Genomic DNA, 24,439 nt, shown 5'->3' with positions numbered 1-24,439 from the left:
TCTCACGGGATCATTGGAATTCGACAGGGAAACCGATCTTGGGCGTTGGCAGATCGACACCGAACCATTGCTTGAAGGACGCGGCATAAGTCGGGAACTCAACGCCGGTCATGGCTTCATGCAGGGTGGTGTTGACGAAGTTCAGCCAATCCTGATCGCCGCGCTTGACCGCGCAGGCATAGGTTTGCGGGCTCCAGGCATAGGCCGGGCTGCGGTAGCGCCCCTGGTTCTGCACCATCAGGTATTTGACCGACGACTGATCGGTGGCTGCCGCGTCGGCGCGCCCCGAGTTCACGGCCTGGTACATCAGGTCCACGCTGTCGTACTGATCGACCTTGGCCTTGGGCAATGCCTGGTGCACCAGCTCTTCGGCATACACGTTTTGCAGCACCGCCACGGTCAGGCCATCGCCGGCGGCTTTCATGTCATCGATTTCCTTGTACTTGCTGTTGGCCGGCAACAGCAGGCCGACGCCTTCGCGGTAGTACGGCAGGGTAAACGCCACCTGCTGGGCACGGCTGGCGGTCACGGTGATGAACTGGCAGCTCATGTCGACCTTGTCGGTCAGCAAGTTGGGAATCCGTGCATCGGACGACTGCACCACGAACTCGACCTTGCTCGGGTCATTGAACAGCCCCTTGGCCACCATGCGCGCGATATCGATATCGAAGCCCTGCAACTTGCCATCCGCGCCCTGGAAATGCCACGGCGCATTGGTGCTGCCGGTGCCCACAATCAGTTTGCCGCGGGCCAGAACACTATCGAGCTTGCTGTCCGCCGCCTGGGCCACGCCCATGACAGCAGCTGATGCTGCGAAAACAAAAACACACGCATTGAACAAGGATGGTCGGCGATGCATGGCAAGCACTCCAGGATGATGTTTATTCCGCTATACCGGAACTTGGTATGTAACAACGGAATAGACAGCAGAAAGTGTGCCACAGGTTGTGGGAGGTGTGTTGGGGAGATTGAAAAGTGTTTTGAATCAGATGGATGCGTTAAACGTTGGAAAAACGGTTACCAAACGCACCACCGTCAATCGCTACTGTGGGCCACAACATCGGGTATTTGCACCACATTGGGCAGTAACTGCCCCCTTTGTAGGAGCGAGCCTGCTCGCGATGGTCGTCAACGATGACGCGTATCGCCAGATACCCACGTCGCTCTCTAGTCCATCGCGAGCAGGCTCGCTCCTACAAGGGACTCGGTGCAGCAAAGCCGCGCATTGGACAACCCCCCATCCGACTGCTTTATTCAATACTCAACTGATAAGCACTCTTAACAGCTGCGGCGCGTCTGGCGTGTGTTGTCCCGGGAGGGTTCATGTCCTTCAAAGTCATGATGGTGTTCGGAACACGGCCCGAAGCCATCAAGATGGCCCCCCTTGCACGGGTGCTGCGCAACTGGCCGGGTATCGAACTGAATATCTGCTCGACCGGCCAGCACCGGGAAATGCTCAAGCAGGTGCTCGACTCGTTTGAACTGACGGTCGATGAAGACCTGCAAGTGATGACCCAGGGGCAGACCCTCAACGGTCTCTCCGAACAACTGCTGGGGCACCTCGACCACGCCTACGAACGGGTACATCCGGATATCGTGCTGGTCCACGGCGACACCACCACTAGCTTCATCGCCGCCCTCGCCGCCTTCAATCGCCAGTTGCCTATCGGTCATGTCGAGGCCGGCCTGCGCACCGGCAACTTGCGCGCGCCCTGGCCGGAAGAAGCCAATCGACGCCTGACCGGCGTCATTGCCGACCTGCATTTCACCCCGACCACCAAGGGCGAAGCGAACCTGCTGGGCGAAGGCGTGCCCAAATCCCATATCGAGGTCACCGGTAACACGGTGATCGATGCGCTGCTATGGATGCGCACGCATCAGCACGACGTTCATTGGCAGCCGGCCACGGATTCGCCGCTGGCAGTGCTGGACGACAACCGGCGCATGGTGCTGATCACCGGGCACCGCCGGGAAAACTTCGGTGGCGGCTTTCGCAACATCTGCCTGGCCTTGGCCAACCTCGCCGAACGTTACCCGGATGTGCAATTCGTCTACCCGGTGCACCTCAATCCGCAGGTACAAAAGGCCGTCTACAGCGTGCTGTCGGACAAGCCGAACATCTACCTCGTCGCGCCGCAGGATTATCAGCACTTCGTCTGGTTGATGGATCGCGCGCATTTCATCCTCACCGATTCCGGCGGCATCCAGGAGGAAGCCCCGGCCATCGGCAAACCGCTGCTGGTACTGCGCGATGTCACTGAACGGCCTTCGGCGCTCGAAGGCGGAACCGTGCTGTTGGTGGGCACCGACACCGACCGCATTGTCAAGGAAGCCAGCCTGCTGCTCGATGACGCTGCCACGTTCCAGCGCATGAGCCGCGTCCACAGTCCTTACGGCGACGGTCACGCCAGCGAACGGATTGCCAACCGTCTGTGCGCCTGGCTCAAGCAACACGCGCGGTCGGGAAACGCGGTATGAGCCTGGGTTTGGTTGATTTTTTTGCCTACCTGCTGTTCGGCCTCAAATACCTTGCAATCATCCTGGCGCTGTTGATGTTCGTGCTCGGGCTCGATGACCTGTTCATCGACCTGGTGTACTGGACCCGCAAGCTGATCCGCCGCTGGCGGATCTATGAAAAATTCAAGCGCGCCGATGAACAACGCCTGTACACCATCGGCGAAAAGCCCTTGGCGATCATGGTGCCGGCGTGGAACGAAGTCGGCGTGGTCGGCGAAATGGCGCGCCTGGCCGCCTCCACCCTCGATTACGAGAACTATCAGATTTTCGTGGGCACCTACCCCAACGACGCCGAGACCCAGGCCGATGTCGATGCGGTCTGCCAGCACTACCCCAACGTGCACAAAGTGGTCTGCGCCCGCCCCGGCCCCACCAGCAAGGCCGACTGCCTGAATAACGTGATCGACGCGATCCTGCGTTTTGAAAGCGATGCGAAGATCCAGTTCGCCGGGTTCATCCTGCACGATGCCGAAGACGTGATCTCCCCCATGGAGTTGCGCCTGTTCAACTATTTGCTGCCGGGCAAGGACCTGATCCAGATTCCGGTCTACCCCTACGCGCCGGAATGGAAAGGCTTCACCGCCGGGCACTACGTCGACGAGTTCGCCGAAAACCACGGCAAGGACGTGATCGTGCGCGAAGCCCTGACCGGCCAGGTACCCAGCGCCGGCGTCGGCACTTGCTTCAGCCGCAAGGCCATCAGCGCGCTGCTTGAGGATGGCGATGGCATTGCCTTCGATGTGCAGAGCCTGACCGAAGACTACGACATCGGTTTTCGCCTCAAGCAAAAAGGCATGAAGTGCATCTTCGCCCGCTATTCGGTGACCGACCCGACACTGGCGCTCGAACAGCCCTGGGCGTTCGGCATGAATCGCGCGTTTTCCCAGGTGATCTGTGTTCGCGAACATTTCCCCCGCGACTGGCAACACGCGATCCGGCAAAAATCCCGCTGGATCGTCGGCATCGTTTTCCAGGGCACCAAGAACCTCGGTTGGAGCCCCACAGGGTTGCTCAACTATTTTCTGTGGCGCGACCGGCGCGGCATGATCGCCTACCTGCTGAGTTTCATGGTCAACCTGCTGTTTCTGGTGTTGCTGGCGATGTGGCTGGTGACAGTGATCGCACCCACCGCCTGGCGCTATCCGTCGATTCTCGCCGACAGCCCGCTGCTCAAGACCCTGCTGTGGCTCAATGGCCTGATGCTGATCAACCGGCTGTTCCAGCGCGGCTGGTTCGTCACCCGTTTTTACGGACTGGGCGAAGGCCTGCTGTCGGCGCCCCGCATGATGTGGAGCAACTTCATCAACTTCTTCGCCAACGTACGGGCGCTGCGCCAGGTCATGGAAATGGGCGACTCCCGTCGCGTGGCCTGGGACAAAACCACCCATGAGTTCCCGGCCCTGACCAAGGCCCAGCGCACACCCTTGGGTCATCGACTGGTGGAAAAAGGCCTGCTTAGCGAAGAACAGCTGGAAGCGGCGATCACCAACCCGGTACGCCGACGCCTGGGCCATGAGCTGTTGCTGCGCGGACACATCGACACGACGCAACTGGTGCAGACCCTGGCCGAGCAACTGGACATGGAATGGGCGCCGCTCAACCCCTGTCAGCTCGACAAGCGCCTGATCGCGCAGGTGCCACGCAAGGTCGCCTCCCACTACGGCGTGCTGCCCGTGGCCGAGGAAGGCAATGCCCTGGTGCTCGCCTCCGAAGGGCCGGTCAGCCAGGTTTCACTGGGCGCCATCAGCCGCCAATTGAAGCGCCCGGTGCGCTGTCGTCTGGCCCCTCAGGGCCGGGTCACGCTGGGGATCCGCTACTGGTACGCCAGCCCCCGGCAAAATGCCGATGTCCAGCACATGCTCGAGGTGCTCGAGCGTCATCAGGACGACGAAGCCCTGCTCGAACGCGTCAGCCATCACCAGATATTGCTCGGCAATTTGCTGCAAGTGCGCGGCATGGTCCCGGCGAGCCTGTTCAATCAGGCATTGATCGACTTCGATGCCGAGCACATGTCGTTGGGCCAACACCTGATATCCCGCGGCATGATCACCCAGGCAGTGCTCGAACAGGCTTTGGTCGAACAGGCCAGCGAACAGCAAGCCGCCTACCGCATTGCCCGGGAGGTCGAATGAAGCCTCATGCCGTGCTCGTGGGGTGCCTGTTATTGAGTCTGGGCACCGCCACTTGGGTGCAAGCCGAACCCTTGACTGACTTCGAACAATTTCGCAGCTTCCCCTACATGGACCGCAGCTACCGCGAAGCGAAAAAAGGCAACTGGGCCGAAGTCGAGCGACTGATGCGCCACCTGCTGACCAAAGTGCCGAAAAACGATGAAGCGCGGGCATTGCTGGTGCAAGCGCTGGCCAAACAACGACGCTACAAGGACGCGGTGCAAGCTTTGCCGGACAACCCGCAAAACAGCGAAGCCTTGCTCAACCTGCGCCTGACCTGGATCGAGCAGGATCCGCCGGGCAGCAGCCAGGTGGAACAATGGATCGCCACCAGCAACCTCAACCAGCGCGTGCGCCTGTGGCAGGCCTATAGCCTGAGCCTGGCCAAGTTCGGCGGCGCGGGCCGGGCTCATGACTGGCTGGCGCAATTGAAGCCCAAGGGTGATGAGAGAATTCTGCACCTGGCCCTCTCCAACTGGTCTGAGCAACTGCGCGACTGGAACGGCACCATCGAACAACTCGCGCCCCTCGCCGCCAGCCATCAACTGAGCACCGAGGATTGGCAGCGGCTGGCCAATGCCTATGTGCAACGCCTCGACGAAAAACCACTGGAGCAATTACTGCAGCAGGCACCCAACCCGCAGGCCGCGCGCAAGGCTCGCCTGGCCATGGTCGATCGCGCGATAGCCATGGGTCACACCGAACAGGCCCAACGCTGGATGCAATCGCTGCCGCCGGACGATCTCGCCGATCCCGCACAACGTCAGCGCCTGTGGGAATTGGCACGACAAACCGGCGACAGCGCAACCGTGCAGCGCTTGAGCGGTGAATTGCAGCGTCCTTGCCTGGAGACCGCCGACTGGCTGTCCCGCCGCGACCCGGATGCAGCGCTCGCGCAATTGCGTGACTGCCCAGCCGACGACGACCCATTGACCTGGCTGGTCCTCGTCCAGCGCCTGCACGCCACTGAACTCTTGCAGAGCACGCGTCTGCCCGAACCTTGGGACAGCCAGCGTCAGCAACGCCTGCTGGACATCTGGCAAGAAGAAGGCCGCAGCGACAAGATCATGGCCTGGCTCGCCGGCCAGCCGCAGACCGCCGAAGTGCTCAAGCGTCGGGCCGAACTGGCGCAGGCGCAGGGTCGCACGACCGAAGCGGCGACAATCTGGGAACGGCACTACCAGCAGACCGGCAACCTTCGCTCGCTCGATCAGGCCACGTACCTGGCGCTCAATGCCGGGCAACGGGAACACGCGCAGCAATTGCTGGAAACCGCTTACGACCGTCAGGGCGGCAAACTCCCCAATGCCCTGCTGCAACGGTTGGCGACCCTCTACGCCTCGTCAACGCCAACAGCTTCACAGCAACAGCGCATGGTGGCGCTGCTCAGTCATGTCGACCCCGTCACTCGCGGTCAACTGCTCGCGCAACTGGCCGAGAACGGTCAATGCGCCGCCGTGCAACAAGCCATCGGCACACAACTGCAGGCTGCCGGCGACTACCGCGCACTGGGGCGCTGCGCCATGCCGGATCGTCCGGGCGAAGCGGTCGTCTATTACCAGCAGGCGGAAAAAGCCGGCGATCGAAGTAGCCGCGTGCCCTTGGCCTATGCCCTCGAAGCGGCCGGCGATTCGGTCGGGGCCCTGGCGATCTGGCGCAGCCTTCCCGATGCCGAACTCAGCGACAATGCCCACCTCACCGCCAGTCGCAGCGCCCTGAACGCCGGTGATCTGTCAGCCGCCGAACGTTACTGGCAGCAAAGCCGCAGCCGTGGCGCCAACGAATGGGCGCTGGGTGCCGCGATTGCCGATGCCCAAGGCGATCATGGGCTGGCCCTGCAACGACAACGTTCCGCCCTGCAACAGTCACCGGATGCCGGGCATTTCTACGCCGCTTCGGTCACCGCGCAGAAGGCCAGCGAACCTGCGCAAAGCACGGCGTGGCTGGCCGAAGCGGTCCGACGCGAGCCAGACAATCCGCGCTATCGCGCCGACTACGGTATGAGGCTGGCTGGAGCGAAAACCAAAGAGGAACGCGCCAAAGCCATTCCTTACCTGCAAAGCGCTACCCGCAGTTTCCCCGAGGACTATCGCCTCGGCGAAACCCTCGCCTTGCGCTATGACGAAGTCGCAGACAGTGCTGCGGCACGCAAGGAACTGCGCCGGGTCATCGACCTTGAGCAGTATCCGGTGGCGGCCGACGACGAGGACGGCAGCATGGAAGCCCGGCGTTACCGCCAGCGCCGCGCCCATGAAACCCTGTCTCGCCGCGACACCCGTACCGTCGCCAGCACCTGGTCACCGGCCGGGGTTTCGACCAACGACTTCCTGCGGTCCGATGACACCACCGGCTCTCGACGCCGCTCCACTTCACAAAACGTGCAACTGGCGATGTGGGACCACGCACTGGGCGAGGAACCGAGTCGCGCCGGCAGTACATTGTCGGTCTATGGTCGCGTGCTGCTCGGTGGCCAGGGTCGATCGAGCTATGCCGAATCCTTGGGTACCGGCGTGGGGTTGCGCTACAAGCCCTGGGGCACGGCGAACATCAACTTCTACGGCGAAATCTACAAACAGAGCCAGTTCGATGACCAGGACAACCACGGCCTGAGCCTGGGCCAGATGCTGGTGCCGGAAAAGCTGTCGGACCAGGTCGATGATCACCGCCAGGATGGACACACCACCACCGATTTCCTGTTGCGCAGCACCGCCTCGTTCCTTGATCAGGGCAGGTTTCGCAACGACTGGCGCGTCGATGAAAGCGACTGGGAGGAGCGCTTTCTCTATCTGGACGCCGCCTGGTGGACCAAGGCCGGCGACCATCAATGGTTGTCGCGGTTCCAGCAGGGCCATGCCTGGAAGCTGCCGTTCAACGGCGCACAAACCCTCATGCCCTACGGCTTTGTCGAATTTTCCAGCCAGGACCCGAGCAACGACTGGCGCCAGGACTTGCGCACCGGCATCGGCCTGCGCTGGCAATGGTGGTTCGACGATGACCTCTACAACGCCTACCGCGCACACCTGACGGTTCGCACCGAATATCAGCAATGGTTGGGGGGCAATCTGTATGAGGGCGGCAATGGCGTGCTGCTGGGCGTGGAGATGAATTTCTGATGAAGCGATTGCTACTGGTGGTGTGCCTGTTACTCAGCAGCGCAGGGGTCTTTGCCGATGAGCGGATTTTCTATCAACCGCTGAACGTCGACGCCAGCCTCAGCCAGACGCAATGGCGCCAGATCTGGCAGAACACCGCCAGACAGGGTACCCACACAGTGATTGTGCAGTGGACCGCCTACGGCGATTCTGACTTCGGCGGCGCCAACGGCTGGCTTGCCGACAGCCTGAGGCTGGCCCAGGCCCAAGGCCTGAAACTGGTGCTGGGGCTTTACATGGACCCAGCCTATTACCAACGCATCGACGAACTGGACAGCGCCGGGCTGGCGACTTACTGGCAGGCGCAACTGGGCCGGTCGCTGGCCCAACGGCAAAAGCTGCGCAAGGACTGGAAGCTCATGGTCACTGGCTGGTATGTGCCGATGGAGCTGGATGATCTGCACTTCCTCGCCGCTGATCGCCGACAGGCCCTGCAACGTCAACTCAAGGACTTCGCCGGCCAGCTCGATGCGCCGCTGCACGTCAGCGCCTTCAGCGCCGGCAAACTCGCGCCACGGGTCAATGGCCAGTGGCTGGCGGGATTGGCCGATCAGGGGATTCAGGTCTGGTGGCAGGACGGTGCCGGTACCGGACGTTTGCCGGCATTGGTGCGCGATGGCTACGCCGGTGCGCTGCCCTGCTCCGTCGGCATCGTTCAGGAAGCGTTTCGTCAGATCAGCGCGGCGGGCAAAGCCTTTGGCGCTGAACCGGCCAACCCGGACAAGGCGTCGATGGGTTGCCATCCCACCGCGGTGTTTTCCCTGCGCTACCGGCCCTGGGGCAAGGTGATTCTTGATAACCAACGCAAAAACAAGGTCGACGATGTACAAAACCATTGAAGATGAAGTGCTGAAAAAAGCGGCGCCTGCCGAGTTTAAAGCCGAGTTCATCCAACATGAGTTCGAACGGTTGCACGCCTTTTGCCTGCTGATTTATCTCACCAGTATCGTGATGTGGGTCGTGTTCGACCTGATCATCAGCTACCTCGGTGGCCAGGGGTTTACCTGGCTTTCAATGCTGTTTATCGGGCTCTTTGCGATCTTCACGATCATTCTGATGTTCACCCGCAAGGCCCGTCATTTCAATGTGCTCAATTTGCTGTTCGCCTTCACCATCACCCTCGGCGTTCGCCTGCTGATCGAAGGCCTTCCCGAAGATCTACAGCCTGCCTGGCTGATACTGGCAGCCACGAGCATCTTGTACAGTGCATCCATGTTGCCGCTGGGCCGCGGGTCTTTTTTCGGCACGCAGATCATTGCCTGGTTGATGCTCAATCCCTTCTTCGACAGTGATGTGGCGGTGTTCGACCTCAGGGGCATGCTGATGGTCTGCTACATGGGCTTTTTCTGTGCGCTGACCCTTTATGTTTTCCTCACCCTGCGCAAAGCCAAGCTCTATAACTTCATCATGTCCAGGCTGCTGCTGGACCAGGCGTACCTCGACACCCTCACCGAAATCCCCAACCGCCGCTCGTTCATGACCCGCGCCGACAAACAGCTGCATGCCGTTCCGCGTGAGCACGACCATTACCTGGCGATGATCGACATCGACAACTTCAAGAAGGTCAACGACGTCTACGGCCACGACATCGGCGATGAAGTGCTCAAGCGCATCGCGGCGAACATCAAGGCGGTGATGAGCCACTTCGAGTACGCGCGCCTGGGCGGCGAAGAGTTCGCGATTTACCTGGCCGGGGTGCGCCGCGAAGATGTCGAGGCCCTGGCCGGCGAACTGTGCCGGGTGGTGCGCGAGCAACCGAGCCGGCACCCGGTGACCATCAGCATCGGCCTGGCCAGGGTGCTGGAGGGCGACACCCTGAATCAGGCGCTGGTCAAGGCGGATGCGGCGTTGTACGAGTCAAAACATACGGGGAAGGATCGGTATACCTTTCATCAGTGAGGTTTGTAGCGCTTTCCCGGCCGCCTTCGCGAGCAGGCTCGCTCCCACAGGAGAATGCATTTCAAATGTGGGAGTGAGCCTGCTCGCGATGCTTCTAGCCTTTTTTCACACGCTCGATGTATTTGTTCACCGCCGGCGATTTCTCAAATCGCCGATGAACCAGCGCCAGCCACGACGACGCAGCGCAATCCTCGATCTGCCGGTACACCACATTCGGCAAACTTACATGGCCGACCACCGACTCCGGCACCACCGCCACGCCCTGCCCCAGTGACACCAGGGCAATCACCGCCACCAATCCCCCGGGCTGCGCCCCCAGTTTCGGCACGAAATCGCCGTGACTGGCGACTTGCAAGGTGCCGACGACTTGTTCGGGAAGAATGAAATTCTCGTTCTGCAAATGCGCCGAGTTGATGACTGGCAAGCGGTTCAGCCATGAGTCCACCGGCAACGCCAACACAAAGCCTTCGTCGATCAGGCGCACAGCCTCGACCCCTTCCGGCAAGGCCAGCGGGCAGCGGATGTAACCCAGATCGAAGCGCCCTTCGAGGATCATGTTGGGCAGGCTGGCCATGGGGCTTTCCCGCACATTGAGGCTGACATCCGGGTATTGGCCGGCAAAACCCTGCACCTGTTTTTGCAACAGCCCCGAATACACAGCCGAGGCCACGTACCCCAATTCGATATGGCCGATGTCGCCGCGGCCGGCGCGTTGGGCGTTGCGCTGGGCCGACTCGAACTGCCGAACCGTGGCCTCGGCCTCGATCAGCAATGCCGCGCCGGCTTCGGTCAGACTGACATCCCGCACCTGGCGTAGAAACAGACGCGTACCCAGCTCCGCTTCCATGTCCTGGATCTGCCGGGTCAAGGTCGGCGGCGCAATGCCCAGTTGCTCGGCGGCACGGGTGAAATTGCGCTGCCGGGCAACGGCAAGGAAGTAGCGGAAGTGGCGAATGTCCATCGGCGCGTTAGCTCAAAGGTAATGAAGTGATGATAGCGGCCTAACAAAGGCAGGATCAGCCAGCGGTAAGCTGGGCGCAACCTCACAGTAGAGAAGCCCTGCCATGCCCGTCAAACCCAATGTGAGCCCCCGTCTGACCTTGCTCACCGCCTCTGCCGTGTGCTCGCTGATCGTGCTCGACACCAACATCGTCGCCGTTACCTTGCCCAGCATCGCCCGGGATCTTGGGGCGAATTTCGCCGACATCGAATGGGTCGTCAGTGCCTACATGCTGGCCTTCGCCGCCTTGCTGCTGCCCGCCGGAAGTCTGGCGGACCGCTTTGGCCGGCAGAAAACCCTGATGTGGGGCCTGGGCATCTTCATCCTCGCCTCGCTGGGTTGCGGTGCGGCACCGAACGCCCTGTTTCTCGACATCGCCCGAGCGATCAAGGGCATTGGCGCCGCATTGCTGTTGACCTCGGCGCTGGCCTCCATCGGCCACACCTTCCACGATGAATTGGAACGGGCCAAGGCCTGGGCGTTCTGGGGCGGTTGCATGGGCGTGGCCATGACGGCGGCGCCGACTCTGGGCGGGCTGATCACCGAATACGTGGGCTGGCGCTGGATTTTCTACCTCAACCTGCCGGTCGGCCTGTTCCTGATGATCATGGTGTGGCGTGCAGTGCCGGAGTCCCGCGATGCCCAGGCGGCGCGCCTCGACCCTTGGGGCAGCCTCGCCTTCAGCGCCAGCCTGCTGTGCCTGATCTGGGGTTTGATCGAAGCCAACCGGATCGGCTGGAACACCCCCGCCACCTACGCCCGCCTGGTGGGCGGTGCCCTGCTGCTGGGGTTGTTCGTGGTGATCGAGCGACTGCAACAGCGACCGATGATCGACCTGCAACTGTTCAGGCATCCGCGTTTTATCGGCGCCCTGCTCGGCATGTTCTCCTACGCCGCGTGCGCCCAGGTGATGATGACCCTGCTGCCGTTCTACTTGCAGAACGGCCTGGGCTTTACCGCCATTTGTGCCGGGTTGGGCATGTTGCCCTTTGCCGTGACCATGCTGATCTTCCCGCGCATCGGCGTGCGGCTGGCAGGACGCGTAAGCCCCGCGAACATGATGGCTATCGGGCTGACGCTGGTAGGCGGCGGCAACCTGCTCAGTGCCTGGGCGGTCAACAGCGGCGGTTACCTGCCCTTCGCCCTGGCGATTGCCGTGACCGGTGCCGGCGCCGGATTGCTCAATGGCGATACGCAGAAAAACATCATGGCCTGCGTGCCCCGGGAGCGTACCGGCATGGCTTCGGGCATGAGCACCACCATGCGCTTCAGTGCGGTAATGCTGGCGATCGGGGTGTATGGCGCCTTGCTGTCGGGTCACAGCGAACAGCTGCTGCACGACCATCTGTCGGCACAGGGCGGACAGTGGCTCGAACACACACAAGGCGTTGCCTCGCGGGTGGTGGCCGGTGACATGCCGGCAGCGATGAGCCTGTTGCCGCCAGCCGCACGGCCGGTAGTCGAACCACTGGCGCGCCAGGCGTTCGTCGGGGGCTTCAGCCTGTTGCTATGGGTCGCGGGGCTGGCGGGATTACTCGCTGCGTTGGTAGTCGGTACGCTGATGCGCAATCCGATCCCGACGCCTCAGACAGCCTTGGTGCTTGAGTGACGTTCAGTTGCGTGGCTTCGACCTGCTCGATCCAATTGACTGCTTGACATTAAAGTTGACTTTAAGCTTAGCCTCTCCCCATCACTGATGAGGAGTCAACCATGTCGCCCTTCCAAACATTGAATCTGCCCAACGGCCAGATTCTCGGCAATCGCATCGCCAAAGCTGCGATGGAAGAAAACCTGGCCGACAGCGACCAGGCGCCCGACCGCGCATTGTTGCGCCTGTATCAAGCCTGGGCCGAGGGCGAAACCGGGCTGCTGTTGACCGGCAACGTAATGATCGACCGTCGTGCCATGACCGGTCCTGGTGGCGTGGTATTGGAAGACGAACGCCACCTGGACCGCTTCCGCCAATGGGCCAGCATTGGCCGGGCCGGTGGCGCGCACTTCTGGGTGCAACTCAATCATCCGGGTCGCCAGACCATGGCCAACCTTGGCCAGCAAGCCTTGGCGCCTTCTGCGGTGGCGCTGGATCTGGGCCAGTTCTCGAAGATGTTTGCCGAGCCCAAACCCATGAGCGAAGCCGACATCGAGGACGTGATCCGACGTTTCGCCAACAGCGCGGCACTGGCTGAAAAGGCCGGTTTCACCGGTGTGCAGATTCATGCCGCGCACGGCTACCTGCTCAGCCAGTTCCTCTCGCCGCTGACGAACCATCGCACCGACCGCTGGGGCGGCTCGCTGGAGAATCGCGCGCGTTTGCTGCTGGCGGTGGTCGACGCAGTACGCAATGCCGTATCGCCGCAGTTTTGCGTAGCGGTGAAACTCAACTCGGCGGACTTCCAGCGCGGCGGCTTCGATGCCGACGACGCCCGACAAGTGATCCAGTGGCTCAACGAGCAACAGATTGACCTGCTGGAGCTGTCCGGGGGCAGCTACGAAGCACCGGCCATGCAAGGTGAGGCGCGCGATGGGCGGACCCTGGCCCGGGAAGCGTACTTTCTGGAAATGGCCGGCGATTTGGCCAGCGTGGCGCGCATGCCGGTGATGGTGACAGGCGGGATTCGCCGCTTGGCGATTGTCGAACAGGTACTCGACAGTGGCATCGCCATGGCCGGGATCGGCACCGCCCTGGCCGTTGAACCGCAGTTGGTCAAACACTGGCGCCAAGGCCGGAACAGCCATCCGCAGCTACCGCCGATCCGCTGGAAGCGCAAACCGCTGGCAGCACTGGCGAGCATGGCCGTGGTGAAGTTCCAGCTCCATCGCTTGAGTCGCGGGCACAAGACCCGACCGCAGGTGTCGGCGTTGTGGGCGTTGATTCTGGACCAGTTGTATATCGCGCGGCGGACCCGGCAGTATCGGCAAGCAATGGGTAAGTGATTCAACATTAATGGTGGCTGATATGCCGCTTTCGCGAGCAGGCTCGCTCCCACAGTGGATCTCCAGCGTTAACAAATCTCCTGTGGGAGCGAGCCTGCTCGCGATGAGGCCTGCTTAGACAACACAAAAAATCAATCCGGCAACAGCTCATCGATATGCCGATACTCGGCACGCATCTGCGCAGCCAACACCTTGCTGCGCCCAAGCCGAATCGGCCCGCGCTCGATGTCGATCACCAGCCCCGGACAGTCAATGGCGGGCAACGCTGCCCATTCCTTCAATCGGCCATCGGTCACCACCAACAACCGTTGCCGCTCCGCCGGAAAACGCTTTTGCCGCGAAGCCAACCAATGCCCCGCTTCACCCAGCGCCGCCAGCAAAGGTGTGCCACCGCCTGCGCCGAGCCCATCGAGCCAGTGGCGTAAACCACTGGACGCTTTCAATCCTTGCACCTGCCACTTCGGCACCGCACCGCTGGCAGTCAGCAGGGCCAGGCGCGCGCGTTGCCGGTAGGCGTCATCGAATAGATTAGCCAACACGCCTTTGGCGTCACTCAAGGCTTGATGACGGCGGGTCGAGGCGGAGGCATCGACGATCACCAACCACAACTCATGGGGTGAACGGGTGCGCAGTTGAAAAAGCACATCGGCGCGCTGACGCGGCCTGCCGTTGAGCAAAGTACCGGGCCAATTGACCGAGCCATCGCGTGCGGCATGACGTTTACCCTGCTTGCCGCTGCCCAGACGTCCGGCGCGGGGTCTGGCATTCGCCCCCGCGTCAGATCGAGGGCGAATGCCTAGGGCTTTTTTGGCCAGCTCGGCACTTCACGCCGGGCGCCGGTCGGCAGTGCCTGGGCGGGCATTTCCCCCCATTGACCCTGGCCTTCGCTCGGGTTGGCATTCTGCTTCGATGGCGACGGGTTGGGCGGTGATGCCGGTGGCGTGTGCTCGCGACGACGATGACGCAAGGCAAACTCCGCGACGGCGTCGATGTCTTCCTCGGCAATGGCGCCCGCTCCGCGCCACGCGGCATGGGCACGGGCCGCGCGCAGCCAGACCAGATCGGCGCGCAAGCCATCGACGCCGGCAGCGAAACAGCGCTCGGTGATCTGCCCCAGCGCTGCATCGTCGAGGGGAATACTGGCCAACGCACTACGCGCCTTCTGGCAACGCTCGCGCAAGGATTGCTGCTGGTTCTCCCACTCAGCGCAAAAGCCTTGTGGATCGCTGTCGAAATCCAGACGTCGACGAATGATCTGCCCCCGTTCAGCCGGTGCAGTGTGCCCACTAAGGGCGACGTTCAAACCAAAACGGTCGAGCAGTTGCGGACGCAGCTCGCCCTCTTCCGGGTTCATGGTGCCGATCAGCACGAACTTCGCCGAATGCCGATGGGATATGCCGTCGCGCTCCACCAGATTGGTGCCGCTGGCGGCGACGTCGAGCAGCAGGTCGACCAGGTGATCCGGCAGCAGATTGACTTCATCGACGTAGAGCACACCGCCGTCAGCCTTGGCCAACACGCCGGGGGAAAATTGTGCGCGGCCTTCGCTCAAGGCCGCATCGAGGTCGAGGGTGCCGACCAGGCGCTCTTCGGTGGCGCCCAATGGCAACGTGACAAACTGGCCGCTGGCGAGCAGGTCTGCCAGGCCTCGGGCCAGGGTCGATTTGGCCATGCCGCGCGGGCCTTCGATCAATACACCGCCGATCTTCGGGTCGATGGCGGTCAGGTACAACGCCAGTTTCAAGTCGTCGGCGCCGACCACGGCGGAGAGGGGGAAATGCGGGGTGTCGGTCATTATCAAATCTCGGTCATGGTCGGTAATCTCACAAACACCTGATTCCCCCTGTGGGAGCGAGCCTGCTCGCGAAGAGGCCGTCAAATTCAACATATCATTGACTGACAAATCGCTTTCGCGAGCAGGCTCGCTCCTACAGGGGGTTGTGGTGTATCAGCTGTCTTCTTCTATATCGAGCAACAGGTTTTCCAGCGCCTCACGATACTCCCCCGGCTCCTTCCACATCCCCCGCTGCTGCGCCTCGAGCATCCGCTCGGTCATGTCGCGCAAGGCATGGGGGTTGTGCTCGCGCACGAAATCCCGGGTGCCCGGGTCGAGCAAATAGGCATCGGCCAACAACGCGTACTGGTGATCGTCGATCAATCGGGTGGTCGCGTCGAAAGCGAACAGGTTGTCGACCGTCGCCGCCATTTCGAACGCACCTTTGTAGCCGTGGCGCTTCACCCCTTCGAGCCATTTCGGATTGGCTGCCCGGGAGCGGATGACCCGGTTCAGTTCTTCCTTCAGCGTGCGGATTTTCGGCAGGTCAGGCTGGCTGTGATCGCCGTGATAACTCGCCGCCGCTTCGCCGCGCAGGCTTTCCACGGCAGCGAGCATGCCGCCCTGGAATTGGTAATAGTCATTGGAATCGAGCAGGTCGTGCTCGCGGTTGTCCTGGTTTTGCAGCACCGCTTGCACCTGGCTTAGACGCTGGGTGAACTGATCGCGGGCGGCGGTGCCTTCGTCGGAACCGCCATAGGCATAACCGCCCCAGTTCAGGTAAACCTCGGCCAGATCCTCGCGGCTCTGCCAGAGGCGAGCGTCGATGGCACCCTGCACCCCCGCGCCATAGGCACCGGGTTTGGCGCCGAAAATGCGCCAACCGGCCTGACGCCGCGCGGTTTCTTCATCGAGCCCCGATTGCAGCAAGGCTTCACGTTCGGCACGCACTTTGGCCGCCAATGGATTGAGATCGTCTGGCTCGTCCAGCGCGGCGACCGCCTGGACAGCGGCGTCGAACAAGCGGATCAGGTTGGCGAAGGCATCGCGGAAGAAACCCGAGACCCGCAAGGTGACATCCACTCGCGGCCGGTCAAGCAGGCTCAGCGGCAGAATTTCAAAGTCATCGACCCGTTGACTGCCGGTGGCCCACACCGGGCGTACGCCCATCAGCGCCATGGCCTGGGCGATGTCATCGCCGCCGGTGCGCATGGTCGCGGTGCCCCACACTGACAGGCCGAGCTGACGCAGATGATCGCCGTGGTCTTGCAGGTGGCGCTCAAGAATCAGGTTGGCCGATTGGAACCCGATGCGCCAGGCCGTGGTGGTGGGCAGGTTGCGCACGTCCACCGAATAGAAGTTACGCCCGGTGGGCAGCACATCCAGACGACCGCGACTCGGTGCGCCGCTGGGACCGGCCGGAACGAAACGACCGCCGAGGGCATCGAGCAAACCGCGCATTTCTGCCGGGCCGCAAGCGTCCAGCCTTGGCGCGACCACTTCGCGCAGGTTGTCGAGGATGGCGCTCACCTCAGACCAACCCGCTTCCTGTGGGAGCGAGCCTGCTCGCGAAAGCGGTGTGTCAGGCCCATCAATGTCACCTGACACTCCGCTTTCGCGAGCAGGCTCGCTCCCACAGGGGTAAGTCAGTGCCTGCGAAATCAGTTGTGCGGCGAACAGTTCGAGGCGTTCGCGGGTATCGCCGGTGGTGCGCCATAGTTCATGGCTGATCGACAACAACGCGTCTGGTCGAGGCCCGGTCCACGGCTCGGCCAATGCACAATCCAGCGGATCAAACCCCAGTTCGAAGGCCTTGGCCAACGCCCGTAGCAGACTCGATTGCGCCCCACGGCCATCGCCCCGGGGAATGCGCAACAGCGCGAGCAAGGTATCGATGCGCAAACGCCCGGTCGGCGACTCGCCGAACACGTGCAGGCCGTCGCGGATCTGCGACTCTTTCAGGTCGCACAGGTACGTATCCAGCCGTGGCAGCCAGATCGCCGCATCGGCGTCGCTGTCGAGCTGTTCGTCCAGTTGCAGTTCGCGGTCGATGTGCGTGTCGCGCACCAGTTGCAGGATGTCGCGCTGCAATTCCCGTGCGCGGCGCGGATCGAGCAGTTGTGCTTCGTAATACTCGTCGGCCAGCAGTTCGAGGTTGCGCAACGGACCGTAGGTTTCGGCGCGCGTCAGGGGCGGCATCAAGTGGTCGATGATCACTGCCTGGGTGCGACGCTTGGCCTGGGCGCCCTCGCCCGGATCGTTGACGATGAATGGATAAATGTTCGGCAGCGGCCCGAGCAGCGCGTCCGGCCAGCAGCTTTCCGACAGCCCGACGCCTTTGCCCGGCAGCCATTCGAGGTTGCCGTGCTTGCCGACGTGGATCACGCCGTGGGCGCCGTAGGTGTTGCGCAGCCAGAAGTAAAACGCCAGGTAACCGTGGGGCGGCACCAGGTCCGGGTCGTGATACACCGCACTCGGATCGACCTGATAGCCCCGCGCCGGCTGAATACCGACGAAGGTCAGGCCGAAACGCAGGCCGGCGATCATCATTCGTCCACTGCGATACATCGGATCGTTTTCCGGTGGCCCCCAGCGCTCCTGCACCGCCGCGCGGTTGGCTTCGGGCAGTGCATTGAACATCACCAGGTAGTCGTCCATGGCCAGGCTTTGCTGGCACGGACGCTGGTCGATTGTGTCAAGATCGTTGCTGACGCCGCCGAGTAATTGCTGGATCAAATCGGTGCCGCTCTGCGGCAAATCGGCCGCTAGCGGATACCCTTCTTGATGAAGCGCACGCAGAATATTCAGCGCAGCGGCCGGGGTATCCAGGCCCACGCCATTGCCGATGCGACCGTCACGGGTCGGGTAATTGGCGAGGATCAGCGCCACCCGCTTTTCAGCATTGTGCAGGCGCGCCAGATCGATCCAGCGTCGTGCCAGTTCGGCGACAAAATCCATGCGTTCCGGTTGTGGCCGGTAGCAGACCACATCGGACTGACTGCGCTCGCTGCGCCAGGCCAGGTCCTTGAAGCTGATCGGCCGGCTGATGATCCGCCCGTCCAGTTCCGGTAGCGCGATGTGCATCGCCAGGTCACGGGGCCCAAGACCCTGCTCGCTGGCGCGCCAACCCGGTTCGTTGTCCTGGGCGCAGATTGCCTGAATCACCGGGATATTGCGGCGGAACGGCCGCAGATGCGGCGCTTCGGGGCTCGATTGCGCGAACCCGGTGGTGTTCAGAATCACCCCCGCCTCGACTTCGTCCAGCCAGTCCTCGACCACCGACAGGCAGCCGGGTTCTTTCAGACTGGCCACTGCAATCGGCAACGGGTTCAGCCCCGCTGCCTGCAAACGCTGGCAGAAAACATCGATGAATCCGGTGTTCGCCGCCTGCAAGTGCGAGCGGTAGAACAACACCGCCGCTACCGGCTGACCGGCCTGCCAGTCAGCCTGCCAATCCTTCAGGGCCGCGGGGCTTTTTCGTGGGTGGTAGACCGCCGTGCGCGGCAGGATGTGTGGCTCGGCCCAGGTGTAATCACGGCCCAGCCAACGGTTGGCCAGACAGCGAAACAGGTCCAGCGCATTGGCCATGCCCCCCTGGCGCAGGAAGTGCCAGAGCCGGTCGCGATCCTCGGGAGTCACCGTACTCAGGTCGCTGAGCTCCGGGTCCGGACGGTCGTCGCCCGGGACCAGGATCAGTTGCACACCGCGCTGCGACAGTTCGACCAAACGCTCGACGCCATAGCGCCAATAAGCGATGCCGCCATGCAGCGAGATCAATATGACCTTGGCATGGCGCAGCACCTCATCGACGTACAGATCGACCGAAGCGTGATTCTGCACCTGCATCGGATTGGCCAGGCGCACGCTCGGGTAATCGTCGGGCAACTGCTGCGCCGCTTCGGCGAGCAGCGCCAGGCTGGAGTCGCCGCTGCACAGGATCACCAGCTCGGCGGGGGTTTGTCCAAGGTCGGCAATGTTGTCTTCCGACACGAATCCGCCGGGCTGGGTCCTGAGCAGGTGCATGGCTTACACGCTGAGCGCGGCGCGCAATTGCGCTTCGAGTGCGGCGGCGTCCAGTTCCTGGCCGATCAACACCAGACGTGTGGTGCGCGCTTCTTCGGCGCCCCACTGACGGTCGAAGTGCTTGTCGAAACGGGTGCCCACGCCCTGGATCAGCAGGCGCATCGGTTTGTTCGGAATCGCCGCGAAGCCTTTGACCCGCAGGATGCCGTGCTGGACCACCAGTTGCGTCAGCGCGTCCAGCAGCAGGCTCTCGTCAGAGGCAGGCAGTTCGATGGAGATGGAATCGAACGCGTCATGGTCGTGATCGTCTTCACCTTCATGGTGGTGATCGTGATGACTGTGACGGCTGTCGATGTGTTCTTCGGAACCGGCGCCGAGGCCGATCAGCACGTCCAGCGGCAGGCGACCGTTGCTGGCTTCGATGACCTTCACCGCCGGCGGCAGCTCTTCGGCGACTTCCAGGCGCACGCGGGCCAGGTCTTCCGGATTGATCAGGTCGGCCTTGTTGAGGATCACCAGGTCGGCGCTCGACAGTTGGTCGGCGAACAGCTCGTGCAGCGGCGACTCGTGATCCAGGTTCGGGTCGAGTTTGCGCTGGGCGTCGACCTGGTCCGGGAACGCAGCGAAAGTGCCGGCGGCCACCGCCGGGCTGTCGACCACGGTGATCACCGCGTCAACGGTGCAGGCGCTGCGGATTTCCGGCCACTGGAAGGCCTGGACCAAGGGCTTTGGCAGGGCCAGGCCCGAGGTTTCGATGAGGATGTGATCGAGATCGCCGCGACGGGCGACCAGTTCGCGCATCACCGGGAAGAATTCTTCCTGCACGGTGCAGCACAGGCAGCCGTTGGCCAGCTCGTAGACGCGGCCGTTGGCTTCTTCTTCGGTGCAACCGATGGAACATTGCTTGAGGATTTCGCCGTCGATGCCCAGCTCGCCAAACTCGTTGACGATCACCGCGATACGGCGGCCCTGGGCATTGTCGAGCATGTGCCGCAGCAAGGTGGTTTTGCCCGAGCCGAGGAAGCCGGTGACGATGGTGACGGGGAGTTTGGCCAGTGTTTTCATCGGATGCCCTTTGGCAAGGTGGCGGGCATACGGGACGAGAACCGGCAACGCGCCTGCGCGCCGGAAGCATTCGCCACCGGATCACCCCGCCCGGTTGTAGTGAGAATCTGTATCGAGGCAGGTCTCCTGGCTGACAGTGTGCCAATCCTTGGATTGGCGTTGGCTGCGCCTTCCCGCGGGCTCAGGACCTGAGCGTGCAGTGGCGTGGCAGCGAACATCACCGTTCACAGTTGCGGGGGCAGCCGCGGCATTGACCGCGTTCCCTTCTTAGCTTCGGCAAATGCCGAAGAACCTCGAAAGCGCAAGGCTACGCATCGTATTGGGGCGGGTCAATGATCATGCTGAGTTCTGTGGTGGCCGGGATGCCGCCATCGCGAGCAAGCTTTGCTCCTACAGGTTGTCGGTGTCCTTGTGGGAGCAAAGCTTGCTCGCGATTGGGGCAACTCGGTCTCAAGATGAGAACCGGTGCCAATTGACGCCCCACCCCCGCCCATGCTCTCCTACACACCTTGTTACGGGTGCCCTTCACAGGGTGAAACGGGAAACCGGTGAATCATGTGCTTTACTCTAAAGCCATGTCAGTCCGGTGCTGCCCCCGCAACGGTAAGCGAGCGAAGCGTCAGATCCACTGTGCCGATGTGGCATGGGAAGGTGATGCTTGAAGGTCAAGGCATTTGCCTGCGCCCCTCGTGAGCCCGGAGACCGGCCCGCAACACGAAGTGATCAAACTTCACTGAATGACAAACCCGCGGTGGGCGGGCGCTGTTCGAATCTCTGCGCGCCCGTTCGTGCAGTGACTCTGCATGCGCTTTTGATTCCCCCGCTGACAGAACAGAGGGAAACGCCATGTCGATCATCAGCAGCACCGGCCACACAGCCTCCTCCAGCACGACTTCCACCCTTGCCCAACGCATCACCGCCGCCGTCTGCGCGTCGATCCTCGGTGCATGCCTTGTGTATTTCGCCGGTTTCTCGCACATCGAAGCGGTCCACAACGCCGCCCACGATACCCGTCACAGCTCCGCGTTCCCGTGCCATTGAGACCTGCCGACATGATCAAGCGTATTGCGCAAACTGCAGGGTTCACCGGCTTGCTGGCGGCCCTGTTGCTGACGCTGTTGCAAAGTTTCTGGGTCGCCCCGCTGATTTTGCAGGCCGAAACCTACGAAAAAGCCGAGCCAGCGGTCGTGGAAGTTCATGAACATGCCGCCGGCGTCGCCGCCCATACCCACGATGCCGAGGCCTGGGAGCCGGAAGATGGCTGGCAGCGCGTGCTGTCGACCACGGGCGGCAATCTGGTGGTAGCTGTTGGCTTCGCCCTGATGCTCGCCGGTCTGTACACCCTGCGCGCGCCAACCAAAACCTCCCAGGGCCTGCTCTGGGGCCTGGCCGGTTACGCCACCTTCGTACTGGCGCCGACCCTCGGCCTGCCACCGGAATTGCCGGGCACCGCTGCCGCCGACCTGGCACAACGGCAGATCTGGTGGATCGGTACGGCCGCCTCCACCGCTGTCGGTATCGCGCTGATCGTGTTCAGCCGCCACTGGCTCATGAAAGTCCTCGGCGCGGCGATCCTTGCCGTTCCCCATGTGATTGGCGCACCGCAACCGGAAGTGCACTCGATGCTCGCCCCGGAAGCCCTCGAAGCCCAATTCAAAATCGCTTCGCAGCTGACCAACATGGGGTTCTGGCTGGCCCTGGGCCTGATCAGCGCCTGGTTGTTCCGCCGCAAAAACGATGGCCAATACCACGCATGACTGATGCAAGCACAGCGCCGACCCTGGTGGTCGGCCTGGGCTGCCAGCGAGGCTGTCCCGTCAGCACGCTGCGGGCGCTGCTCGATCAGGCGCTACAGGCCAACCAGATCGAACTTCATCAGATCAAGGCACTGGCCAGCATCGACTTGAAGCGCGACGAACCGGCCCTGATCGAACTGGCCGAGCAGCTTGGCTTGCAAATGATGTATTTCAGCAGCGAACAATTGGCGGTTTATCAACCGCAGCTCAGCCACCATTCGCAGATCGCCTTCGAACGCACCGGTTGCTACGGCGTGGCGGAAAGTGCCGCGCTGGCCCTCGCCGAACAACTGGCCAAGACCCCTGCCAAACTGCTGATCCCACGACAAAAATATGCCCAGGCGACTCTGGCATTGGCCGGCGCCGCGTAAAATCCCCGATAATCCCCGCCTTCGATCATGAGCAATCTTCATCTGAAGCTTGCCTGGCCCTCTTTACTGACCCTCTTTTTCACAGGAGCTGACGATGACCGTCTATTTCATTGGTGCAGGTCCCGGCGACCCGGAGCTGATCACCGTAAAGGGCCAGCGGCTGATTCGCAGTTGCCCGGTGATCATCTATGCCGGCTCGCTGGTGCCCACTGCGGTACTGGAAGGCCATTGCGCCGAACAGGTGGTCAATAGCGCCGAATTGCATCTGGAACAGATCATCGAACTGATCAAAAACGCCCATGCCAACGGCCAGGACGTGGCCCGCGTGCATTCCGGCGATCCGAGCCTGTATGGCGCCATCGGCGAACAGATTCGCCACCTGCGTGAACTCGGTATTCCTTTCGAAATCATTCCCGGCGTGACCGCGACGGCAGCGTGTGCGGCGCTACTGGGCGCAGAGTTGACGTTGCCGGATGTGTCACAAAGCGTGATCCTGACCCGCTACGCGGACAAAACCGCCATGCCGGCGGGCGAAGAGCTGGGCAGCCTGGCGCAGCATGGGGCGACCATGGCGATTCATTTGGGGGTCAATCATCTGGAGAAAATCCTGGCTGAGTTGCTGCCGCATTACGGCGCGGATTGTCCGATTGCGGTGATACACCGGGCGACATGGCCGGATCAGGATTGGGTGGTGGGGACGCTTGAGGACATTGCCGGGAAGGTTGCCGCCAAGGGGTTTCGGCGTACGGCGTTGATTCTGGTGGGCCGGGTGTTGGGTAGCGATCATTTCAGCGAATCGTCGCTGTATCGTGCCGGGCATGCGCATTTGTATCGCCCTTAGGCCCACTTCGCGAGCAGGCTCGCTCCCACAATGGAATGCGGTCACCTGTCGGAGCGAGCCTGCTCGCGAAGGGGCCAATGAATTTCACGCATAAAAAAACGGCGCTCACGGGGCGCCGTTTTTCATGTTTGCAGCGAACACCTTAGTAGTAGGCGTTTTCTTTCTGCGTGTGGTCAGTGACGTCACGGACGCCTTTGAGCTCGGGAATGCGCTCGAGCAAGGTGCGCTCGATGCCTTCCTTCAAGGTCACGTCTGCCTGGCCGCAGCCCTGGCAACCGCCACCGAACTGCAGAACGGCGATGCCGTCCTCGACCACATCGATCAGGCTGACCTGGCCGCCGTGGCTGGCCAGTCCCGGGTTGATCTCGGTTTGCAGGTAATAGTTGATGCGCTCGTTGACCGGGCTGTCGGCGTTGACCATCGGTACTTTGGCGTTGGGCGCCTTGATGGTCAGCTGGCCGCCCATGCGGTCGGTGGCGTAGTCGACAACCGCGTCGTCCAGGAAGGCTTCGCTGAAGTGATCGATGTAAGCGGTGAAGCTTTTCAGCCCCAGCGCAGTGTCTTCAGGTTTTTCTTCGCCCGGCTTGCAGTAGGCAATGCAGGTTTCGGCATACTGGGTGCCAGGCTGGGTGATGAAGACGCGGATGCCGATGCCCGGGGTGTTCTGCTTGGAGAGCAGATCAGCCAGGTAATCATGGGCGGCGTCGGTGATGGTAATAGCGGTCATGGAAACTCCTCGCAGGCTTGGGCGCAGTTTACGCCAATCATCGCCGCGCACAAAGTCCTAGTATTTTTGTCGGGAAAGATTTCGCTACCCCCCCCCTGTAGGAGCAAAGCTTGCTCGCGATGACGGCGGCACATTCAGCCTCAATGTTTGCAGGCATACCGCCATCGCG

At 62.2% G+C, this 24,439-nt stretch carries 18 protein-coding genes and 2 riboswitches; of the genes, 11 read left to right on the top strand and 7 right to left on the bottom strand.

Features of this window, described 5'->3' with window-relative positions; translation table 11 throughout:
* Nucleotides 1–10 precede the first annotated feature (10 nt).
* A complete protein-coding gene (locus tag BJ917_RS26295; protein WP_096511863.1) occupies nucleotides 11–859 on the bottom strand; it encodes a transporter substrate-binding domain-containing protein in 849 nt (282 codons plus the stop codon).
* Nucleotides 860–1,323: 464 nt separating this feature from the next.
* Between BJ917_RS26295 and wecB the strand changes: the two genes are divergently transcribed.
* Genes wecB through BJ917_RS26270 form a run of 5 tightly spaced genes read left to right on the top strand, consistent with a single transcriptional unit; the run spans nucleotide 1,324 to nucleotide 9,739 of the window.
* Entirely contained in the window at nucleotides 1,324–2,478 is a 1,155-nt protein-coding gene (gene wecB, locus BJ917_RS26290; RefSeq protein WP_121105336.1) for a non-hydrolyzing UDP-N-acetylglucosamine 2-epimerase, read from the top strand.
* Nucleotides 2,475–4,649 (top strand): cyclic di-3',5'-guanylate-activated glycosyltransferase NrfB, encoded by a 2,175-nt coding sequence (nrfB, locus tag BJ917_RS26285; RefSeq protein WP_121105334.1) that lies wholly within the window; start codon nucleotides 2,475–2,477, stop codon nucleotides 4,647–4,649. The genes wecB and nrfB overlap by 4 nt, the downstream gene beginning before the upstream one ends.
* The gene (locus BJ917_RS26280; protein WP_121105332.1) at nucleotides 4,646–7,801 is read left to right on the top strand and encodes a phage receptor; all 3,156 of its coding nucleotides are present in this window, start codon (nucleotides 4,646–4,648) and stop codon (nucleotides 7,799–7,801) included. Before nrfB ends, BJ917_RS26280 begins: the two co-directional genes overlap by 4 nt.
* Complete coding sequence (locus tag BJ917_RS26275) at nucleotides 7,801–8,679, top strand: DUF4434 family protein (protein ID WP_121105330.1); 879 nt, start codon at nucleotides 7,801–7,803, stop codon at nucleotides 8,677–8,679. Before BJ917_RS26280 ends, BJ917_RS26275 begins: the two co-directional genes overlap by 1 nt.
* Nucleotides 8,663–9,739, top strand: coding sequence for a diguanylate cyclase (locus BJ917_RS26270; protein ID WP_121105328.1), 1,077 nt, complete (start codon nucleotides 8,663–8,665; stop codon nucleotides 9,737–9,739). The genes BJ917_RS26275 and BJ917_RS26270 overlap by 17 nt, the downstream gene beginning before the upstream one ends.
* A 94-nt stretch (nucleotides 9,740–9,833) precedes the next feature.
* Here the strand turns inward: BJ917_RS26270 and BJ917_RS26265 are convergent, their stop codons facing one another.
* A complete protein-coding gene (locus BJ917_RS26265) occupies nucleotides 9,834–10,700 on the bottom strand; it encodes a LysR family transcriptional regulator (protein WP_121105326.1) in 867 nt (288 codons plus the stop codon).
* Between the two features lie 103 nt (nucleotides 10,701–10,803).
* Between BJ917_RS26265 and BJ917_RS26260 the strand changes: the two genes are divergently transcribed.
* Together BJ917_RS26260 and BJ917_RS26255 are read left to right on the top strand one after the other, a co-directional pair.
* Nucleotides 10,804–12,348 carry an MFS transporter gene (locus BJ917_RS26260; RefSeq protein WP_121105324.1) on the top strand — a complete coding sequence of 515 codons (1,545 nt, stop codon included), beginning with the start codon at nucleotides 10,804–10,806 and terminating at the stop codon, nucleotides 12,346–12,348.
* A gap of 101 nt (nucleotides 12,349–12,449) precedes the next feature.
* Nucleotides 12,450–13,673: an NADH:flavin oxidoreductase/NADH oxidase family protein gene (locus tag BJ917_RS26255; protein WP_121105322.1), complete on the top strand. Its 1,224-nt coding sequence runs from the start codon at nucleotides 12,450–12,452 to the stop codon at nucleotides 13,671–13,673.
* 131 nt (nucleotides 13,674–13,804) lie between these two features.
* On the opposite strand, the gene BJ917_RS26250 is transcribed toward BJ917_RS26255, so the two are convergent.
* From BJ917_RS26250 to cobW, 4 genes are all read right to left on the bottom strand, one after another.
* Nucleotides 13,805–14,350 (bottom strand): VWA domain-containing protein, encoded by a 546-nt coding sequence (locus BJ917_RS26250; protein ID WP_305955494.1) that lies wholly within the window; start codon nucleotides 14,348–14,350, stop codon nucleotides 13,805–13,807.
* 119 nt (nucleotides 14,351–14,469) lie between these two features.
* Complete coding sequence (locus tag BJ917_RS26245) at nucleotides 14,470–15,468, bottom strand: ATP-binding protein (protein WP_096511967.1); 999 nt, start codon at nucleotides 15,466–15,468, stop codon at nucleotides 14,470–14,472.
* A gap of 153 nt (nucleotides 15,469–15,621) precedes the next feature.
* Nucleotides 15,622–19,470, bottom strand: coding sequence for a cobaltochelatase subunit CobN (gene cobN, locus BJ917_RS26240; RefSeq protein WP_121105318.1), 3,849 nt, complete (start codon nucleotides 19,468–19,470; stop codon nucleotides 15,622–15,624).
* Between the two features lie 3 nt (nucleotides 19,471–19,473).
* Nucleotides 19,474–20,535, bottom strand: a complete 1,062-nt coding sequence (gene cobW / locus BJ917_RS26235; RefSeq protein ID WP_096511968.1) for a cobalamin biosynthesis protein CobW — start codon at nucleotides 20,533–20,535, stop codon at nucleotides 19,474–19,476.
* 98 nt (nucleotides 20,536–20,633) lie between these two features.
* Nucleotides 20,634–20,846: riboswitch (cobalamin riboswitch) on the bottom strand.
* Between the two features lie 188 nt (nucleotides 20,847–21,034).
* Nucleotides 21,035–21,261, top strand: a riboswitch (cobalamin riboswitch).
* 120 nt (nucleotides 21,262–21,381) lie between these two features.
* Here cobW and BJ917_RS26230 point away from each other — a divergent pair.
* The 4 genes from BJ917_RS26230 (at nucleotide 21,382) to cobM (ending at nucleotide 23,543) form a co-directional block, all read left to right on the top strand.
* Nucleotides 21,382–21,576, top strand: a complete 195-nt coding sequence (locus BJ917_RS26230; protein WP_121105316.1) for a CbtB-domain containing protein — start codon at nucleotides 21,382–21,384, stop codon at nucleotides 21,574–21,576.
* Nucleotides 21,577–21,587: 11 nt separating this feature from the next.
* Complete coding sequence (locus BJ917_RS26225) at nucleotides 21,588–22,292, top strand: CbtA family protein (RefSeq protein WP_096511970.1); 705 nt, start codon at nucleotides 21,588–21,590, stop codon at nucleotides 22,290–22,292.
* The gene (locus BJ917_RS26220) at nucleotides 22,289–22,702 is read left to right on the top strand and encodes a cobalamin biosynthesis protein (RefSeq protein WP_121105315.1); all 414 of its coding nucleotides are present in this window, start codon (nucleotides 22,289–22,291) and stop codon (nucleotides 22,700–22,702) included. Before BJ917_RS26225 ends, BJ917_RS26220 begins: the two co-directional genes overlap by 4 nt.
* A 94-nt stretch (nucleotides 22,703–22,796) precedes the next feature.
* Nucleotides 22,797–23,543 carry a precorrin-4 C(11)-methyltransferase gene (gene cobM, locus BJ917_RS26215; RefSeq protein WP_121105313.1) on the top strand — a complete coding sequence of 249 codons (747 nt, stop codon included), beginning with the start codon at nucleotides 22,797–22,799 and terminating at the stop codon, nucleotides 23,541–23,543.
* A gap of 142 nt (nucleotides 23,544–23,685) precedes the next feature.
* Here cobM and nfuA read toward each other — a convergent pair whose 3' ends face one another.
* Nucleotides 23,686–24,270, bottom strand: a complete 585-nt coding sequence (nfuA, locus tag BJ917_RS26210) for a Fe-S biogenesis protein NfuA (RefSeq protein WP_007912592.1) — start codon at nucleotides 24,268–24,270, stop codon at nucleotides 23,686–23,688.
* Between the last annotated feature and the right edge of the window lie 169 nt (nucleotides 24,271–24,439).

The organism is Pseudomonas sp. WPR_5_2, assembly GCF_003634475.1.
GTDB lineage: Bacteria > Pseudomonadota > Gammaproteobacteria > Pseudomonadales > Pseudomonadaceae > Aquipseudomonas > Aquipseudomonas izuensis.
The sequence above is the reverse complement of the archived record's forward strand: the minus strand, read 5'-3'. Positions and strand labels throughout refer to the sequence as shown.

What these genes read in the sequence shown, in the direction of transcription:
- BJ917_RS26295 (WP_096511863.1), bottom strand. Translation starts at nt 859, where the DNA reads ATGCATCGCCGACCATCCTTGTTCAATGCGTGTGTTTTTGTTTTCGCA.
- wecB (WP_121105336.1), top strand. Translation starts at nt 1,324, where the DNA reads ATGTCCTTCAAAGTCATGATGGTGTTCGGAACACGGCCCGAAGCCATC.
- nrfB (WP_121105334.1), top strand. Translation starts at nt 2,475, where the DNA reads ATGAGCCTGGGTTTGGTTGATTTTTTTGCCTACCTGCTGTTCGGCCTC.
- BJ917_RS26280 (WP_121105332.1), top strand. Translation starts at nt 4,646, where the DNA reads ATGAAGCCTCATGCCGTGCTCGTGGGGTGCCTGTTATTGAGTCTGGGC.
- BJ917_RS26275 (WP_121105330.1), top strand. Translation starts at nt 7,801, where the DNA reads ATGAAGCGATTGCTACTGGTGGTGTGCCTGTTACTCAGCAGCGCAGGG.
- BJ917_RS26270 (WP_121105328.1), top strand. Translation starts at nt 8,663, where the DNA reads ATGTACAAAACCATTGAAGATGAAGTGCTGAAAAAAGCGGCGCCTGCC.
- BJ917_RS26265 (WP_121105326.1), bottom strand. Translation starts at nt 10,700, where the DNA reads ATGGACATTCGCCACTTCCGCTACTTCCTTGCCGTTGCCCGGCAGCGC.
- BJ917_RS26260 (WP_121105324.1), top strand. Translation starts at nt 10,804, where the DNA reads ATGCCCGTCAAACCCAATGTGAGCCCCCGTCTGACCTTGCTCACCGCC.
- BJ917_RS26255 (WP_121105322.1), top strand. Translation starts at nt 12,450, where the DNA reads ATGTCGCCCTTCCAAACATTGAATCTGCCCAACGGCCAGATTCTCGGC.
- BJ917_RS26245 (WP_096511967.1), bottom strand. Translation starts at nt 15,468, where the DNA reads ATGACCGACACCCCGCATTTCCCCCTCTCCGCCGTGGTCGGCGCCGAC.
- cobN (WP_121105318.1), bottom strand. Translation starts at nt 19,470, where the DNA reads ATGCACCTGCTCAGGACCCAGCCCGGCGGATTCGTGTCGGAAGACAAC.
- cobW (WP_096511968.1), bottom strand. Translation starts at nt 20,535, where the DNA reads ATGAAAACACTGGCCAAACTCCCCGTCACCATCGTCACCGGCTTCCTC.
- BJ917_RS26230 (WP_121105316.1), top strand. Translation starts at nt 21,382, where the DNA reads ATGTCGATCATCAGCAGCACCGGCCACACAGCCTCCTCCAGCACGACT.
- BJ917_RS26225 (WP_096511970.1), top strand. Translation starts at nt 21,588, where the DNA reads ATGATCAAGCGTATTGCGCAAACTGCAGGGTTCACCGGCTTGCTGGCG.
- BJ917_RS26220 (WP_121105315.1), top strand. Translation starts at nt 22,289, where the DNA reads ATGACTGATGCAAGCACAGCGCCGACCCTGGTGGTCGGCCTGGGCTGC.
- cobM (WP_121105313.1), top strand. Translation starts at nt 22,797, where the DNA reads ATGACCGTCTATTTCATTGGTGCAGGTCCCGGCGACCCGGAGCTGATC.
- nfuA (WP_007912592.1), bottom strand. Translation starts at nt 24,270, where the DNA reads ATGACCGCTATTACCATCACCGACGCCGCCCATGATTACCTGGCTGAT.